Here is a 17965-nt window from a genome sequence, read left to right on the forward strand (position 1 = left end):
GAACGAATTATTCAAGGTCTATCTTTTCTGTGTCATAGACTTAATAAAGTCTACTTCATCTTGTTTGTATGGAGTTCCATCTTCTCTGAAAATGTCATGAAACCAAACTGGAGGCTCAGCATTGTATTGTTTAGTCCAACTATCCCAAGGATAAATCGTTTGAGATTTTCCTGAAACAAAGCCCCAGTTGAACATGGCAACTTTGTATTTTTTTGCTATCGGCAATGAACCTTGGAAGGTACTACCATTTGGGCGAGCCATGTATTCGGTACATAACATTGGCTTTCCATAACGACTCAATTCTTTTATTCTATTTTCAAAAATCGTGGGATTATCGTAATTGTGAAACGAAATCACATCTGATTCTTCCAATTGTACTTTTTCTATTGGCTTCAATTTAGCATCTTGTGACCAATCTCCTGCCCAAACACCAGAAGTGAGTGGTTGGGTAGGCTTGGCAGCACGCGCCCAAGTAAAAACTTTAGGGAGCAATTTCGTGATAATATCTACCTTATTTTTAATTTCTAATCTTTCATACGAAGGACCAGTCATATTATCTGGTTCGTTCCAAACATCCCAACCCAAAATTCTTTTATCCTTTGCATAATGACTTACGACAGCTCTAACGTATTTCTCTAAACGTACATACTGACTTTCGTCTTGCAAGGCTTTTTGTCCTGGACTTTGTACCCAACCAGAGTTGTGCACATAAGGCTTTGGTTCATGTTGTTTACCCGTTTGCGGAAATGGATCCCAGCATGAATCAAAAATCACAATCAAAGGACGAATTTTATGCTTCTGGGCGATATTCAAAAATGTATCAATGCGTTTGTAAAATCCTAGCGAATCTGTTTCATAAGCCAAATCATGTAAAAATACACGCATCGTATTCATACCTAGCGACTGAGCATATCCTAACTCCTTATCAATATTCTCTGTATCAAAAGTATCCGCTTGCCACATTTCAAGTTGGTTGATAGCCGATTTTGGAAGGTAGTTTGCACCGACGAGCCAACTTTGTTTTTTATACCATTCATTTGCCTGCTCTTTTGTCCATACCTTGCGCACTTGGGCAGTTGAGTTGTTGGATATAGCACACATCATTAAAGCTGCCAATGAAATGCCTTTGTACCAACCTCCTTTGAACTTCATCATGTTTTCTTTTAATACGTTTAAGTTAATTAATTCGGGAATAATATCGCTAATAGCTTTCGATTCAATTTTTATTGAACTTATTTGATATTTTATTGAAACAAAGTAAGTGGATTCTCTTTGATGTTTCTATTCAAATATTAATCAAAACGTATCAAATTTGCGCTTTTTATTCAAATCATCAATTCAATGAACAATTTAGAAGGGCTATTTTGAGTCATTTTTAGGCAAAACTGTTCTATAGTGTTATAAAATTGTTCATTTCTATGAGACAAATGAGTATTTTGTCTTAGGTCGTTTCGAACGGCTTCATTGGTGTAAATTTGATAAATTCTGACTTCGAAATAGGATTAAAAGGGTTTATTGCATTGCTATTTTTTCTAATAAAATAGGCGTTTTTTAAAATTTAGTGATTTGCGATTGAGTGGATGAGTGATTATTGTCAATATTGTATTCTTGCTGTAGAGACGCAATGATTTGCGTCTTAAGCCATGTCATTAATCATAAAAAGTGGTCGATATTTGTTTTTCGACCGCTTTTCTAGTTCGAGACTTTGTCTCGGACTAGAATTTGCTACAGTTTGTAAACTGTATAAAAAAATAAGTCCAAGACTTAGTCTTGGACTAGAAAGTTCACTAAATATCAAGATATCTATTTCAAATCCCAAGCTTCTACAATGTCTGCTCTTCGGGATTCGGGTATGACGATGAGCTTTTCGAGCTTACCATTTTTCCATTCTACTTCTACGCTCGTCTGGTAGGGTGCTTGAAGTTTGAAATGCACATCCCATTCTTTGGGCCATGCTGGGAGTAGATATATCTTTTGATCTGTGGTTTGTAATAACATTTCTTGTAGTCCAATCATTCCTGAGCCTCCCCAGTTATGATCGGGTGTCCAGTCGTAGCCCGGTCCCCAAAAAGTAGGGAATCGACGGGGAGCATTTTGTAGTTTAAGCGATAGCAACTTTTGGGCTTCTTCTCTTAGCCCAAGGCGTGCCGCAAAAATGACATCTTGTTTCCAACCAATATGGCTTCTAAACTTGATTACATCTGTATCATATAAATAGGTATTGCGTGCAGTGTCCAAGCCCGACTTTCCGACCCCATAGCGATTCCAAGGAAAAACGGGGTAAAGTTGTGGACTTTCTACATTATTGATACGCTCCCAAGTTTTGGCAGGAGCGATGGTTATATGATTTTCAAATTGTCTGAAACTCATTGGAGGAATTTTCAGGAGCATTTCCTCCCAAGTTTTTTTATTTTCAGACGCTAGAGAAGGAGAGGTGAGGAGCTGCTCCAACACCGTTTTTAATCCTGCAATGGTTGAGCTAGGATTATAAGCCATTTTGTAAGTTTCTGCACCAGAACCTGGGTAAATGATTAATTGCTTGTTGCCGTCCAAAGCTTTACTACCTCGTTTTTGGGCTAAATATTGATAATGTTCATTAAAGAACCTTAGGCAACTTTCTATTAATGGAATATATTCTGAAATGTTTTTTCCCGTGAACCGTTCCATTTCTAAAATCATGGAACAAAACTCCAAAGCCGTATCCCATTCGTATTCGAGCCAAGCATTGTATTCCATGCCTTTGTCATAGCCAGCGGGGCGTTTCCAGCCATATTCTGCGGGATTGGGCAAACCAAAATTTTCAATTTGTTCTGTAAAACTAGCTCCCTGATGTCCCCAATAATGTTTAGTTCGTAGTTCTGCATTGAGAAGAATTCTTTTATAAAAATCAAATTGAGGTTTCATCGCTTCAAAGTCACCAGTTTTTAATAATCCCCAATAGACTAAACGCTGATTTTGAGCAGTATGCGTACCACCACCCCAGTTTCTAAAATCTGGAGTGAATTTCATGGTTGTATCTGTATAATAGGGGTCAACTGTGAACAAACCTCCATTGAATTTTGTAGGATATTGTCCAAAATTATTACAAGCTAATTGGTATCTAAAAACCTGATAGTTGCGAGAGAGCTCCCAGCTTTTATTATTTTTTGGGTCAGGAGTAATATGAATAAAGCTTTTGTTCCAAAACTCTTTCCACCAATTTTGTGTAGCCTTTTGAGCCACTAGCATATTCTTTTCTCCCTCTGTTTGTGTATGTAATAAGTGTTTTTCCCAATCCGTAACACTATTTGTCGTTTCGGTATTCAAACTGATCATGAATTGTTGCTGGCGAGATGATTTTATGGTTTTGATTTTCCAAGCTTTAAAATCTGTATCACGATATTTGCCTTGCTCAGTACCGTCTTGTTGCCAGTTATTTCCTGAAATGATACCACCAAAAACTAGATTTTTGATAGGATTGTAAAACTGCTTTTTCAGACTATCTAACCCTTGTTGTTTCATAGCTACGTCAAAAGCTGAGATTTCATCACCATTATCATGATAAAATAGGATTCCTTTAGGGGCAAAGTGGATGCTATCTTTACGAGTAACGACCTGATGGGGTGGTGCCCATTTATAGGAATTTGCATTATTTTCTTTGCCTTTACTCATCAAACGGTCTTGATAGCGCCAGTTTTCATATTGTGCTTTTGCCGAAATGGATTGATTACTATTGACTTCTACATAAATATTGGGATGAAAAACATCAACCCAAATTTTTACCTGTGTTTTGATTTTGCCATTACTTCCTTCTATGATGACATCACCCGAAGATAATCGAAGTATTTGTGTAAAAGTGCTAGGGTTTTCAAAGACGTTTGGAGATACGGTTAAACGCATTCTTCCGAGTTTTAGGACTGCATTATTGTGATCAAATGTACCACTACGAGCGATATAGAAGAAAATATCTCCTTTTTCGACCCATACATTCAAGCCAATATCTCTGCCACCACAAGGCATAGACTCTCCTGCATGCTGACTTGGACTATTCCAAACTACATTGTATTGGTCGATATTGGAAGGGGTATTTTGTGCAAAAAGATGGCATAGACCTATACTCCACATGCAAACTAAAAATAGCATTCTTTTGATCATCTTCATTTCTATCAGATTGTTATAGAGGAAAAACCTTTTATTCTAAATTAATAGGATATTATCATAGCCTTTGAAAAAATCACCTCATTTTTGCACATTTTTTCTTACAACTATGCCAAGATACAATATTGGCTCTTAGTAAGAAAATATTGACTAAATGAAAGGCAATATGGTATAAAACTTTGAGAAAATGGTACAAAAAAACACTTTGACAGCCTAGTACCTTTGTTGACCGATGATAAGATTTTATATATTCCAAAAATATACGTCTTCTAAACTATGTTGAATATCCTACAAAAAGGCTTACTAATTGGATGTTTGGGTTTAATTTCTCAAACGCTTTTTTCACAGACCAAAGGGCTGACTAATACCCAAAATAGTAAGTATGCCAAACTTCAAAGTGTTGACATTGGGTCGGTGTCTTGGACCAAGGGTTTTTGGGCAGATAGATTTGAGGTTTGCAAAAATACGATGGTCCCTACACTCTGGAGTCGCTATAACGATACCATAAGTTGTCATGCCTTTCACAATTTTGAGGTAGCGGCAGGTCTGGCTAAAGGGCGTTTCAGAGGACCTTCTTTTCATGATGGAGATTTTTACAAAACTTTAGAAGCGGTGGCAGCGATGTATGCCTCTACCAAAGATCCTCAGTTGGAAGGATGGCTCGACCATGCGATTGAGGTAATTGGTAAGGCGCAAAAGCCGGATGGATATATCTACACCAAATCGATTATCGAACAAAAAGCTAGTGGAAAAACGCAAATGTTTGATGATAAGCTAAGTTTTGAGGCTTATAATTTTGGACACTTGATGACGGCTGCTTGTATTCATTATCGTGTCACCGGAAAAACAAGCTTATTGAATATTGCCAAAAAAGCGACAGATTTTTTGATTGGTTTTTACAATACTGCTTCTCCTGAACAGGCTCGCAATGCGATTTGTCCATCTCACTATATGGGTATCATCGAGATGTATCGAACTACGAAGGAGCTTCGTTATTTGGCATTAGCCGAAAAACTGATTACGATTCGTGGTGAATCAGAAGGTACTGACGATAATTCTGACCGTGTTCCTTTTCGTAAAATGACGAAAGTAATTGGTCATGCGGTGCGTGCCAACTATTTGTTCGCAGGGGTGGCAGATGTGTATGCCGAAACGGGGGATGCTACTTTACTAGCGCCTCTCAATGCCCTTTGGGACGATGTAATTAATCATAAAATGTATGTGACAGGTGCTTGTGGAGCCTTGTATGATGGTGTTTCTCCTGATGGAACAGCCTATAAACCTGATACTGTACAAAAAGTGCATCAAGCTTACGGGCGTTCTTATCAGCTACCAAATCATACCGCTCACAACGAAACTTGTGCCAATATTGGAAATTTACTCTGGAATTGGCGTATGCTTCAACTTACAGGCGAGGCTAAATATGCCGATATCATGGAACTGGCTTTGTACAATAGTATTCTGTCTGGGGTTAATTTGGAAGGAAATAAGTTCTTCTATACCAATCCCTTGAGTGCCTCCAAAGATTTTCCTTACTTGATGCGCTGGCATGGCGGTCGTTCGCCCTATATCAGTAAATCAAACTGTTGCCCGCCCAATGTGGTGCGTACTGTAGCTGAGGTCAACAATTATGTGTATAGTTTGGCAAAAGATGGTTTGTATATCAACCTATATGGTGGAAGTACGCTTAGAACCTCCTTGGAAAATGGACAAAAATTGTGGATTGAACAACAAACCAATTACCCTTGGGAAGGCAGTATTACTTTAGATTTGAAAGAAATTCCAAGTCAGAATTATACGATTTATTTACGTATTCCAAGCTGGACAACTGGTGCTGAAATTTTTGTTAATGGTAAAAAACTAAATCAAACTATTACGATTGGCGAATATGTTGGAATTAAACAAAATTGGAAAAAAGGCGATAACCTAACATTGCGTTTAGCTATGCCTACCCAGTTGCTAGAGTCCAATCCACTTGTTGAAGAGACTCGAAATCAGGTAGCTGTAAAGCGTGGCCCAATTGTATATTGTTTAGAATCAGCAGATTTGCCTTCAAGCCAAAAACTGTCTTCTATCCTAATTCCAACCACAACTCAGTGGATTCCTAAAAAACAAAAAATTGTAAATACCGAAGTTACAGCATTAGAAGGCTCCGTGAAATTGGTTATAGATAATCAATGGAAAAATTCGTTGTACCGTCCTGTTTCAACCAATACCCAAACAACCAAAGTTTCGTTGATACCATACTTCGCCTGGGCCAACCGTGGCGATACCGAAATGAGTGTGTGGTTGCCAGTGAGTAGATAGAAATAGCTTTAAGCTGTCAGCCGTAGGCTGTAGGCGATAAAAACAAAATATTTTGCTTAGCGCTTATTGCCTAAAGCATACAGCATTACGAAGTATTATCCATGGAAAGAATTTTTGCAACATATTATATCGAAACGCCATTTGCTCCTGAAAAAGCAGCAATGGTATTAGCAGGTGAACAATCTTCTGGAACCTTTGTCGCAGTACCTGGCGAGACAGAAGAGTTGAAAGCTCGTTTTGCAGCGAGAGTAGAAAAGGTAACTTTTCTTGAAACCGTAAATACCCCAGCGATCCCAGGTGCTGAAAGTCCGACAGGGCAATATCATCGTGCGCTGGTTGAGGTGTCTTGGTCAATCGAGAATTTTGGATATAACTTACCTGTCATGATTTCTACTTTGCAAGGAAACTTGTATGAAATTAGACAGTTTACAGGCTTGAAATTGCTATCTCTTGAAGTGCCAGACTCTTTTGCAGATCATTTTGAAGGACCAGCTTTTGGCATAGAAGGGTGTCGTAAATTAACCCAAGTCTATGACCGTCCTTTGATTGGTACGATTATCAAACCAAGTGTAGGATTAAGTCCAGAGGATACCGCCGCAACCGTAAAAGTACTGGTAGAAGCAGGTATTGATTTTGTAAAGGATGATGAATTGATGGGCTCAACAGCCAATTCTCCATTCGAGAAAAGAGTCGATGCCATCATGGATGTAATTAATCGCCATGCTGATAAAACAGGCAAGAAAGTCATGTATGCTTTTAATATCAGCGGTGATATAGACGATATGCTCCGTCGATATGAAAAAATCGTAACATCGGGTGGTACTTGCGCTATGGTGAGTATCAATAGTGTGGGTATTTCTGGTACCAAAAAAATCTGTGACCAACGTGCTTTAGCTATCCATGCACACCGCAATGGTTGGGGAATGATGACACGTCATCCTTTGTTAGGCATAGAATTTACAGCCTATCAAAAATTATGGCGTTTGGCTGGGGTTGACCAATTGCACGTAAATGGTATTCAAAATAAATTTTGGGAATCAGATGATTCGGTCGTGACTTCAATAGAACAGTGTTTAAAACCGATGTTGGGTGGTTATAAGGTATTGCCAGTCGTATCGTCGGGACAATGGGGCGGACAAGCACCTGAAACATATCGTTGTACTCAAACCCTCGATTTGCTGTATATGGCAGGTGGCGGTATTATGGCACATCCTATGGGCGCGAGTGCTGGCGTAACGGCCTTGCAACAAGCTTGGAAAGCGGCAGTTGATGGTTTGTCTGTAGAGGATGCCGCTAAAATATATCCAGAGTTTGCAAAATCTGTTGAGAAATTTGGTAAATCGTAGAGACGTTGCATGCAACGTCTCCATATAGATGTCTAATGGCATCTTTTTAGATTTAAAACATTTGCGTTAGTCGTTGCATGCAACGTCTCTACCAAAAATATTTTGTTTATGTACAAAAAGAATTTCATACATTTTTTGGGAATAGCTTTATTGAGCCTATTTTCTCAAAAAACTATTTGCCAAGATACCGTAAGATATGTTGGCAAAACTTTAGTGAATGTCGATTATCATCACGGGCAGCTGCCTTTGGCAGTTGGTGTTCATAATTACCAAACGTTTAGAGCCAACCGTGAACACCCCGAATGGGCAGGCGGGAGTTCATGGACCTATAACCATGCCCCAATGTTGGCGTATTGGAATAATACCTTTTTCTTGGAGTTTTTGAGCGACCCTGTGGGCGAGCATATTCCTCCTGGACAAACGTTTTTACAAACTTCTTCTAATGGAAAGGACTGGACAAACCCTGTAGTTTTGTTTCCTCCCCATAAAATTCCTGATGGCTGGACGAAGGAGGGATATAAAGGTGTAGCCAAAGATTTATATGCCGTGATGCATCAACGTATGGGTTTTTATGTATCTAAGAAAAACCGTTTATTGGCTTTGGCGTACTACGGAATCGCCCTTGATGCCAAAGATGACCCGAACGACGGAAAAGGAATAGGTCGTGTGGTGCGCGAAATATATAAAGATGGAAGCTTTGGTCCGATTCATTTTATCCGCCCTAATCGCACTTGGGATTTGAAACAATCACCTTATACGATGTTTACGCAAAGTAAAGATAAAGGCTTTATCGAGGCTTGTAACGAATTATTGGCAACTCCATTGATGATGCAACAATGGGTAGAAGAAGCAGATAGAGATGACGAATTAATTCCTTTGAAGAAAGAAGTAAAAGCTTTTAGTTTTTATCATTTACCAAACAAAAATGTGGTTGGTCTGTGGAAACATGCTTTAACTTCCATCAGTAAAGACGAAGGTAAAACTTGGGAATATAGTCCTTTGCGTGCACCAGGGTTTGTTAATAGTAATGCGAAAATTTGGGGTCAAAAATTGCCTAATGGACAATATGCTACTGTTTATAATCCATCAGAATTTCGTTGGCCTTTGGGTATTTCTGTTTCGGATAATGGCTTGGATTACAAGAATTTATTGTTAGTGACGGGAGAAATTTCAACTATGCGCTATGGTGGGAATTATAAATCTTATGGTCCGCAATATGTACGAGGCATTATTGAAGGTAACGGAACACCGCCTGATGGAAATATGTGGTTAACCTACAGCATGAACAAAGAAGATATTTGGGTGAGTAAAGTGCCTGTTCCTGTGGCTAGTGAAGTCTACGGAAGTATCAATGAGACATTTGATAAAATGCCAGAAGGCAAAGAGCTAGAGTTATGGAATATTTATAGTCCTCTTTGGGCAAAAGTAGGTATTGAAAAAGCCCCTGATGGTACCAAAGCTCTGACTTTACATGATAAAGATCCTTTCGACTTTGCCAAAGCGGAACGTGTTATTCCTGAAGCAACTAAGACTACGATTACTTTCACAGTTATTCCTGCTCAAAACAATAAAGGGCTATTACATATTGAATTTCAAGATGAAAAAGGAACGCCTGCCGCTCGTTTGATTTTTGATTCAGATAGTACGCTAAAAGCAAAAGTAGGGTATCGTAACTCAGGTGTTCAGGCGTATGAGACTGGAAAGTCGTATGAAATTCGTGTTGAATTGGATAGATATAAACGTATGTATGACATTTATATCAACGGTCAGAAAAAGGGAACTCGCCTACAATTTGCACCTGTGGCATCTTTCCGTCGTGTGGTTTTCCGTACGGGAGAGGTACGCCGTTTTCCTAACGCTGATACGCCAACCGACCAAGATTTTGACGTGCCTAAAGCAGGAGAGCAGGCACCTGAAGCGATTTTTTATATCAAGAACTTTATTGTTAAATAATAAAGGATAGCCTTTTAGCTCATGAAACGAATTGGAATATTTTTAATGTTAATTGCTTTATTATCAAGTTCTTGTAAAAAAGAAGCCTATATTTTTACTTCTTTTCATGAACCTGCTAATGAAGGTTTGCGAATGCTTTATAGCGAGGATGCTTATCATTGGAAAGACCTCAACAAGGTTTTACTGGCTCCCACAATTGGCAAGCAAAAAGTCATGCGTGACCCGTCTATTGCGCAAGGACCTGATGGCACTTTTCACTTGGTTTGGACCAGTAGCTGGAAAGGCGATTTGGGCTTTGGATACGCATCATCCAAAGATTTGATTCATTGGTCTGAACAGCAATTTATTCCAGTCATGGCAAATGAGCCAAGTACAGTCAACGTTTGGGCACCTGAGATTTTGTATGATAAAGCAACCAAACAATTTGTTATTATTTGGGCTTCCTGCATTCCCAAACGTTTTGAGAAAGGGATAGAAGATGAGGAAAACAACCATCGAATGTATGTGACTACCACAAAGGATTTCAAGACATTCTCGCCAAGTAGATTATTCCTAGATCCTAAATTTAGTGTTATTGATGCAGTAATCGTACCTCGTAAAAAAGACGATTATGTATTGGTATTAAAAGACAATACTCGTCCAAATCGTAACATTAAAGTAGCTTTCGGAAAAAGTGCTACGGGCGAATTCAGTAATGTTTCGGAACCATTTACCAAGAAGTTTACGGAAGGACCTTCGGTAGTCAGAGTAGGAGAGGAGTACCTCATTTACTTTGATTCGTACCAGAGCAAAACCTATGAAGCTATGCGTACCAAAGACTTTAAAACATTTGAGGATGTTTCGAAAATTGTATCTGTTCCGCAAGGGCATAAACATGGGACCATTCTGAAGGTGTCAAAAAAAGTCTTAAAAAACCTTTTGTCGCAACCCTAGTGAAATATATATAAGTAAATGATTTACAGAATTATACGGATTGGTAAATGCAAATCCTGATAGCGCTTGATGAATATCATTTCTTAAACTTATAGATTTTTAACTCACAAAATAACCTTATTACTCAATGAAAAAATTAGCCCTAGTTCATACATCGGCGACTTTAATTCCTGTATTTCAGGAGCTATGTCAAGCTTTTTTGCCTGGCGTACAAGTGTTCAATATTGTAGATGACTTTTTAGTAAAAAATATCATTGCTTCAGGTTCGCTTACTCCTACGATTGCCAAACAAGTCGTGGGCTACGTGGAGTCTGCACAAATGGGCGGTGCTGATCAAGTATTAGTAACTTGTTCTTCGATTGGTCCAGCAGTAGAATTGTCGGAGCATTTAGTGGATATCCCTGTATTGAGAGTTGATCAGCCAATGGCTGATAAGGCTGTCGCTATGGGCACTCGTATAGGTGTGATTGCGACTTTGTCTTCAACGCTTGAACCGACAGCGGATTTGATTTCTCGTCGAGCTGAAGTAGCGAGTAAGAAAATTCAATTAGAGGCTGTTTTGTGCGAAGGTGCATTTGATGCCCTAATGCGTGGCGATGCCGCGACACATGACCAAAAAGTGACGGAGGTACTCAAACAACTAGCTTCTAAGGTAGATGTGATTGTTTTGGCGCAGGCATCAATGGCTCGCGTAGTCGCTAATTTGAACCCAAGCGAAAAGAAAGTACCTATTCTTTCAAGTCCTCAAATTGCGATTGAATATTTGGCTTCTCAACAAGCTTTATCCTAACTCACCACTATGAAAGTTGTCTTCAAAACCTGTTTAATTCTTTCTTTCCTACTGTTAATAACGGGAATAGTCCTTTGGTTTTCAGGAAGCCATGATGCACTTCGTCCTTTGGCGATAGTTACAATTGTGTGTTTTGCTTTGGGAATCAAAGAGGTAGAAGCCCTCAAAAACTACCAATATACTGCTTGGATTATGACAGCAGTATTATTAGGAATGCTTTATCCAGAGTCTTTCAAATCTTGGGGTGGAGTAAATTTACGAGACAAAACTCTCATATTGATTATCATCCAATTTGTGATGTTTGGCATGGGAACGCATATCAAGGTAAAAGATTTTGCAGGAATTGGTTCAACAGGAAAAGGAGTATTAGTAGGTTTATTTTGCCATTTTTCAGTAATGCCTTTGATGGGTTTTTTGTTGACAAGAATTTTTCATTTTGACCCAGAAATTGCCGCTGGCATCATTTTGATTGGCTCGTGCTCTTCTGGTTTAGCGTCGAATGTAATGGTTTATTTGGCAAAAGGAAACCTAGTTTTATCAGTTGTAGTAACGGCTATGGCAACATTGGCAGCGCCATTTTTGACGCCATTACTCATGAAGTTGCTAGCAGGAACACTCATACAGGTGGCTTTTGTAGGTATGATGATGGAAATTATCAAGATAGTTTTGATTCCAATCGGTGCGGCGTTGTTGTATGACTACTTGAAAAATGCGAATACTTTTGTAGTAAACAAGTCACGTATTATTGCACTCGTTTTACTTTTTATCATGATTGGTATTTTTTTGTTGATAAAAAATGGAGCTGTAGAAGGTGCCTTGAAAGAATCATTAGAAATAGTTGGTTTTGTTTTCGGTGCCTATGTTATGGGAGTTTTATATCATGGTGCAACATCATTCGAGCCACGTCTGGATACGTGGATGCCCTATATTTCAATGATGGGAATCATTTATTTTACTACTGTTACTACTGCTGCTGGTCGAGATAACTTGTTGAAAGTAGGTGGTTTACTTTTTGTTGTTTCGGTGATTCACAATGCTAGTGGATATTTTTTTGGGTATTGGTTGGCTCGCCTTTTTGGTATGAGCAAAACCGATGCTCGCACGATTGCTTTTGAAGTTGGCTTACAAAATGGAGGCATGGCTTCTGGACTTGCAGGTACAATGGGTAAGCTCGGAACCGTTGGCTTACCAGCAGCGGTATTTAGTCCTTGGATGAATATTTCGGGTTCTATTCTTGCTAATTTTTGGCGAAAAAGAGCGGTCGATCAATAACATTTTAATGTATAATAGTATGAAAAAGAGTTTGTTAGTCTTACTGTTTTTTTTCGTTTGCTATGCTTCATTTGGGCAAAAAACGATTTCTTCTCAAGAAATGAAAGCCATTTATGAAGAAGTAAAAACACCGTATAAATATGGTTTGGTGCTTGTTCCCGAAGATACAGAACATAAAATGGACTGTCCGACCGTATTTCGAAAGGGAAAAAAATGGTATATGTCCTACTTGATTTATAATGGTCGAGGCTATGAGACTTGGTTGGCAGAAAGTAAAGATTTGTTGAATTGGATTTCTAAAGGAAGATTGATGTCTTTTTCGGATACCACTAAAACAAAGATTTGGGATGCGAATCAAAAAGCGGGTTATATGGTGCTTCAGGATATGACTTGGGGAGGAAGCTATGCACTAAAGCCATATAAAGGAAAATACTGGATGTCCTATTTTGGCGGAAATGCTGCTGGATATGAAGCTGGCGATTTGTCGATTAGTATGGCATACACAAGCGATGACCCAAGTAAGGCACATGAATGGCAAAGGTTAGAAAAACCTGTTTTGACCGCAACAGATAAGGATACTCGTTGGTGGGAAAATCGAAAATTATTCAAAAGCACAGTTATTCAAGATCCACAAAAGCACTTAGGACATGAGTTTGTGATGTACTACAATGCTAATGGTGACTCGGCGGTCAATAACAAAAAGACGCGTTGGTATGAACGCATTGGTATGGCAGTTTCTGATGATATGGTTTCATGGAAGCGGATACAAGAAGAGCCCTTAGTATATCATTCTCAAGGAATTACAGGCGACCCACAAATTCAAAAGATAGGAGATAACTACGTAATGTTCTATTTTGGGGCATTTTGGAAAGATAGAAAAGGTGCTTTCAATCGCTTTGCTGTGTCCAAAGATTTATTGCATTGGACGGATTGGGATGGTGAAAGCCTTGTTCAATCGTCTGAAGCGTATGATGAATTATACGCACATAAATCTTATGTTTTAAAGTATAAAGGTGTGGTGTATCACTTTTATTGTGGAGTGAACAAAGGCGACCAAAGAGGTATTGCTGTTGCGACGTCTAAAGATTTTGGAAAAAGTAAAGTAAAATTCGTTGAGCTTAAAAAGCCATAAATTAGTTTCTTAAGGTTGAATATGTAAGGCATACAAGGATTCTTGTATGCCTTTTTGTTTTCACATTTTGTATTTAACATAAGATAATTTATACAACTTAAGTTAGTGGTCAAGGTTATTGCAATTATACCCGCTTTAAGCGCTAGGCTTTATGCTGTAGGCAAGTATTTCTCATAAAATAATAAGCGTAATTACTATGACTATTTTAAACCTAAACTAGTGGGCAAACCATCTAGACTCACTAAATTATTTTCTTTAACATATTCTTGTAGTCCTTCCTGACCTAATTTATCTGCCCATTTGAAATGAGTATCACGTTCTCCTACATAGTCATACAAAGGTACACCCCAACCGCAAGACGTTTGGACTAAACTGATATCTGCCACAATGAGTTGACGCGTGCTCGGGTGAATGGTAAAATGTGGTGCATATTTATCCCAAAGTTCAGTTTCAGGTAATACAGTTATAGCTTTTCCGTACAGCCTTAATATGCTTGGAGGACCTTTAAAAGAACAAAACATCAACGTGATTCTTCCGTTTTCCAGAATGTGTGCAGATGTCTCATTACCACTACTAATTAAGTCCATGTATCCTACCTTTGTATCAGAGAGAAATCGGAAACAGTCAAGTCCTTTAGGCGATAAGTTGACATGACCCTCAGAATTTAGCGGGGCTGTGCTGACAAAAAACATGTGCTGTTTGTCGACGAATTTTTTGTGAGCAGATGTGATGGTATTTGAAAAAGTACCCATAGTTGTTTAGGATTTAAATATGTAAAGTGTTAAGCTTTGGTGAATTGGTGTAGGTTTTATTTTTCAGAAAAAGTTGGTAATAGCTTCTTACTCATCATATCATCTGATGAATTTGAAAACAATATTACTATTTTATTTCTACCACGATTTGAATTTTCTTTAACAGATGCTCCAAAACTATTGGTATATTCCTTTGAGATTGCTTCTCTTTTTGAATTATTCTATCTTTGGCGCGATTTACACACGAATTTTGAAGATTTCTAAAAATTAAAGTTATGATTCAACGGAAGAAAAAGTCTTGGTTCTATATGCTGTTTATATGGCATGGTTCAGTTTTACCGCAGCTGGTTCCTCGCTTGAGCTTATTGCTGGTTTTCTCTATGATCATCGTTTATTTTAATGGTACCCTATATCATTATAAAGTCCCTTTAAACCCTGCCCCCTTTACTTTATTTGGATTGGCTATTGCCTTGTTTTTGGGTTTTAGAAACAACGCTAGTTATGATAGATTTTGGGAGGGTCGAAAGCTCTGGGGTGCGCTAGTTATTGATTCTCGTTCACTCTTGAGACAAGCGTTGAGTTTAACAACTTACGATAATAAAAGTCCACAAATTAAAGAGTTTGCTAATCTTTTGATAGCATTTTCGTATGCCTTAAAACATCAACTTCGCCATACTAACTCGGATACTGATTTGCAAAAAAGGCTATTTTCGGAGGCTTTTGAAAGAAGTAAAACTATTGGTTTTAAACCAACTTTTCTGCAATATGAATTAGCGAATTGGGTCAAAAAAGCCAAATTAGAAGGCAAAATAGATTCGATAGGACAAATGGCAATAGATGCAAATTTGAATCAGTTATCGGCCATAGTTGGTGGTTGTGAAAGAATTCATTCCACTCCAATACCTTATACTTATGGTGTGCTTTTGCATAGAACCGTCTATTTGTATTGTTTCTTTTTGCCATTTGGGTTAGTGGATAGTTTAGGTTGGCTTACTCCTATTATCACGGTTTTTATTGCTTACACTTTCGTAGCTTTTGAAACCATTGCAGATGAGTTAGAAGAACCATTTGGGACAGAACCAAATGATTTACCACTCAATGCGATGTGTCTTACCATTGAAACAACATTGTCTGAAATGATTGGAGAGCCTGTTCCTTTGCCACCCCAATTGGATGGATATATTTTGGACTAGGAAGATAGTTAATTCCATAAGAATTGTACACAGATTGAGCTTTATCAATAAAATAGCACTGATATAGTTGCAACTCTTGCAGTTGCCATGCTGAGTTGGGTAACCGCAAGGGTTGACGCTACGTTACACTTCAAAAACTGTGAATAAGAACACTTTTTACAAAATAGAATCTTTCGTCCAGTCCTAATTTACGCTAAAAAAAAGCTGTCCTCAAATGAGAACAGCTTTTACTAATTTCAGACGATTATGCTAAAGTAATAATTTATATTATTGGTGATCAAATCACTGATAATTTTATTCTAATGGGTTAAAGGTACCGTTTGTCCAATCATTAGTTTGCTTCAAAAGAGGATTATTGTTCAATGCTTGTGTTGGTAAAGCAAAGAAGTAATACTTTGGAAGGTAATTAATAGCTGGACGGCTCATGAGTCCATTTGGTGTTAATGCAATGGTAAAGTAATTGGTGTAAACATCTTCTAATTTCATTCCATCACGAGTAGTTGCAAAGTCAGCAGGTACACCCGTTGTTTTCAATGAAATAACGGCTTTTGTACCTCTTTTCCCATTTAGAGTAGATTCAAGTAATCTCAAACGTCTAAGATCCCAGAAACGTTTTCCTTCAAAAGCAAACTCCACTTGTCTTTCATCAAGAATAGCCTTTGCCATTTCTGTAGTTGACATGTTTGCTTTTAATCCATATAAATTATCAGAACCAGCCTCTATACCTGCACGTTTACGAACATTGATAACTTGTGTATATGCTTCATCCAATTTTCCAACAGCTGCCGCCGCTTCAGCGTAATTGAGCATTACTTCTGCAAAACGAATTTCAATCCAGTCTGTTCCTGAGAAAATCGTATTAGAAGGGTCAAGTGTTGAACCCGCAACATCGGATGTTTGGAGTGCTTTACGACAATAAAAGCCTGTATTACTTACATTGACACCACCATTTTCTACACTTTTACCTGCAGCTAGATACGTCCAAAGTCTATTATTAGGAATATTACTCATTGGCCAAGTACAACCGTTATAAGCAATAGTTTTTTCGAAGCGAGGGTCACGATCTTTAAAGAATAATAAATCGCTATAGGTATATTTTGATTCACCTGGTTTCTTACCATCTTTCATAGGATAAGCTTTCACCAAATCCCATGAAGGAATATTAGAGCCACCGCCAGAAACAGTAGAATATCTAGGTCGGTTGGCTGCTTCCCAGCCGCTATTACGTTTTTGCTGGTCGCCTACCGAAGTGTTATATCCTGTCACAAAAACGGCCTCTGTGTTACCTACTTCAGTAAACCAGATTTTTCCATAATCTGTGATAAGTTTTGCGCCACTTGCTGTCAAAATATCATAAGCTGCTTTATTGGCATCATAGGCTGCTTGCCATTTGCTAGCCTGATTAGTAGGGTTAAACTGTGGTGAGGCAGCGTATAATAGGATTTTTCCTTTCAAAGCGGCGGCGGCACCTTTAGTAATCCTTCCCCAGTTTGCAGCAGGAGTAATCCAAGTAGAAGGTAGATATTTGACTGCTGAATCAAGATCTGCTGACATTTGCTTGAAACACTCAGTTGTAGTATTTCTTGGAACAAATGCCGCATTGATGGCTTCTGTACCTACAGCATTTTGTGGAGTAGTAATCATTGGAACGCCACCATATAACTTTACAAGTTCAAAGTATCTCCACGCTCTAAAGAATATAGCTTGGGCAATAAGGCGACTTTTCGCTCCTTTGTCCATTAAGTTATCCTTTTCTAAATCAGCGATAAAAGTATTTATCGTTCTGATTTTTCCGTAATTGTTGGTTGCGTTGAGAGCCGTTCCAAAATCAGTTACGTCATTTTCTACTACGGCACCTTCTAGGAATTTATTTTGTCCTGTACCTTGATTATAAGATTCTTCAGTATAAACACTTCCGCCAATACCCGAAACAGCGGTTGGACCTCCCCAATCAGGTAAGTTTTGATTATAAATGTAATTTAGGGCAATATTCGCTAAAACTGAGTCTCCTGCAATAAGCTCGGGGGATGCAGCATTCAAATCGGTTTTATCTAAAACACTTTCACAGCTTGCTAATGAGAGCATAGCGCCCAACGCCGACCATAGGATATATTTCTTTTTCATTTTCTTCAAATTTAAGATTACTTTCT

12 protein-coding genes are annotated in these 17965 nt (G+C 38.4%); 8 read left to right on the top strand and 4 right to left on the bottom strand.

From position 1 onward, the window contains the following. Positions 1-18 precede the first annotated feature (18 nt). Both GVN22_RS09325 and GVN22_RS09330 read right to left on the bottom strand, forming a co-directional pair. Positions 19-1155: a cellulase family glycosylhydrolase gene (locus GVN22_RS09325; RefSeq protein ID WP_166550758.1), complete on the bottom strand. Its 1137-nt coding sequence runs from the start codon at positions 1153-1155 to the stop codon at positions 19-21. Between the two features lie 648 nt (positions 1156-1803). After that, a complete protein-coding gene (locus GVN22_RS09330) occupies positions 1804-4122 on the bottom strand; it encodes a DUF5703 domain-containing protein (protein ID WP_240915597.1) in 2319 nt (772 codons plus the stop codon). 291 nt (positions 4123-4413) lie between these two features. On the opposite strand from GVN22_RS09330, the gene GVN22_RS09335 reads away from it, so the two are divergent. The 7 genes from GVN22_RS09335 (at position 4414) to GVN22_RS09365 (ending at position 13870) form a co-directional block, all read left to right on the top strand. After that, positions 4414-6444 carry a glycoside hydrolase family 127 protein gene (locus tag GVN22_RS09335; protein WP_166550759.1) on the top strand — a complete coding sequence of 677 codons (2031 nt, stop codon included), beginning with the start codon at positions 4414-4416 and terminating at the stop codon, positions 6442-6444. A 101-nt stretch (positions 6445-6545) separates the two neighbouring features. Then, on the top strand, positions 6546-7790 hold the full coding sequence (locus GVN22_RS09340; RefSeq protein ID WP_166550760.1) for a ribulose-bisphosphate carboxylase large subunit family protein: 1245 nt from the start codon (positions 6546-6548) through the stop codon (positions 7788-7790). 108 nt (positions 7791-7898) lie between these two features. Continuing rightward, positions 7899-9743 (top strand): six-hairpin glycosidase, encoded by a 1845-nt coding sequence (locus GVN22_RS09345; RefSeq protein ID WP_205690835.1) that lies wholly within the window; start codon positions 7899-7901, stop codon positions 9741-9743. Positions 9744-9764: 21 nt separating this feature from the next. Then, a complete protein-coding gene (locus GVN22_RS09350; RefSeq protein ID WP_166550761.1) occupies positions 9765-10676 on the top strand; it encodes a glycoside hydrolase family 43 protein in 912 nt (303 codons plus the stop codon). A 127-nt stretch (positions 10677-10803) separates the two neighbouring features. Next, positions 10804-11466, top strand: coding sequence for an aspartate/glutamate racemase family protein (locus GVN22_RS09355; RefSeq protein WP_166550762.1), 663 nt, complete (start codon positions 10804-10806; stop codon positions 11464-11466). A gap of 9 nt (positions 11467-11475) precedes the next feature. Beyond that, entirely contained in the window at positions 11476-12738 is a 1263-nt protein-coding gene (locus GVN22_RS09360) for a bile acid:sodium symporter family protein (protein WP_166550763.1), read from the top strand. Positions 12739-12838: 100 nt separating this feature from the next. Continuing rightward, complete coding sequence (locus GVN22_RS09365; RefSeq protein ID WP_240915598.1) at positions 12839-13870, top strand: glycosylase; 1032 nt, start codon at positions 12839-12841, stop codon at positions 13868-13870. 200 nt (positions 13871-14070) lie between these two features. On the opposite strand, the gene GVN22_RS09370 is transcribed toward GVN22_RS09365, so the two are convergent. Then, positions 14071-14622, bottom strand: a complete 552-nt coding sequence (locus GVN22_RS09370) for a pyridoxamine 5'-phosphate oxidase family protein (protein ID WP_166550765.1) — start codon at positions 14620-14622, stop codon at positions 14071-14073. A 275-nt stretch (positions 14623-14897) separates the two neighbouring features. Between GVN22_RS09370 and GVN22_RS09375 the strand changes: the two genes are divergently transcribed. After that, on the top strand, positions 14898-15815 hold the full coding sequence (locus GVN22_RS09375) for a bestrophin family protein (RefSeq protein WP_166550766.1): 918 nt from the start codon (positions 14898-14900) through the stop codon (positions 15813-15815). 294 nt (positions 15816-16109) lie between these two features. Here GVN22_RS09375 and GVN22_RS09380 read toward each other — a convergent pair whose 3' ends face one another. Continuing rightward, positions 16110-17939, bottom strand: a complete 1830-nt coding sequence (locus GVN22_RS09380) for a RagB/SusD family nutrient uptake outer membrane protein (RefSeq protein WP_166550767.1) — start codon at positions 17937-17939, stop codon at positions 16110-16112. Positions 17940-17965 lie beyond the last annotated feature (26 nt).

It is taken from the genome of Cellulophaga sp. BC115SP (genome assembly GCF_009905545.1).
Lineage (GTDB): Bacteria > Bacteroidota > Bacteroidia > Cytophagales > Spirosomataceae > Flectobacillus > Flectobacillus rivi.

Coding starts and splice junctions, on each gene's coding strand:
- GVN22_RS09325 (WP_166550758.1), bottom strand. CDS start 1,155: ATGATGAAGTTCAAAGGAGGTTGGTACAAAGGCATTTCATTGGCAGCT.
- GVN22_RS09330 (WP_240915597.1), bottom strand. CDS start 4,122: ATGCTATTTTTAGTTTGCATGTGGAGTATAGGTCTATGCCATCTTTTT.
- GVN22_RS09335 (WP_166550759.1), top strand. CDS start 4,414: ATGTTGAATATCCTACAAAAAGGCTTACTAATTGGATGTTTGGGTTTA.
- GVN22_RS09340 (WP_166550760.1), top strand. CDS start 6,546: ATGGAAAGAATTTTTGCAACATATTATATCGAAACGCCATTTGCTCCT.
- GVN22_RS09345 (WP_205690835.1), top strand. CDS start 7,899: ATGTACAAAAAGAATTTCATACATTTTTTGGGAATAGCTTTATTGAGC.
- GVN22_RS09350 (WP_166550761.1), top strand. CDS start 9,765: ATGAAACGAATTGGAATATTTTTAATGTTAATTGCTTTATTATCAAGT.
- GVN22_RS09355 (WP_166550762.1), top strand. CDS start 10,804: ATGAAAAAATTAGCCCTAGTTCATACATCGGCGACTTTAATTCCTGTA.
- GVN22_RS09360 (WP_166550763.1), top strand. CDS start 11,476: ATGAAAGTTGTCTTCAAAACCTGTTTAATTCTTTCTTTCCTACTGTTA.
- GVN22_RS09365 (WP_240915598.1), top strand. CDS start 12,839: ATGAAAGCCATTTATGAAGAAGTAAAAACACCGTATAAATATGGTTTG.
- GVN22_RS09370 (WP_166550765.1), bottom strand. CDS start 14,622: ATGGGTACTTTTTCAAATACCATCACATCTGCTCACAAAAAATTCGTC.
- GVN22_RS09375 (WP_166550766.1), top strand. CDS start 14,898: ATGATTCAACGGAAGAAAAAGTCTTGGTTCTATATGCTGTTTATATGG.
- GVN22_RS09380 (WP_166550767.1), bottom strand. CDS start 17,939: ATGAAAAAGAAATATATCCTATGGTCGGCGTTGGGCGCTATGCTCTCA.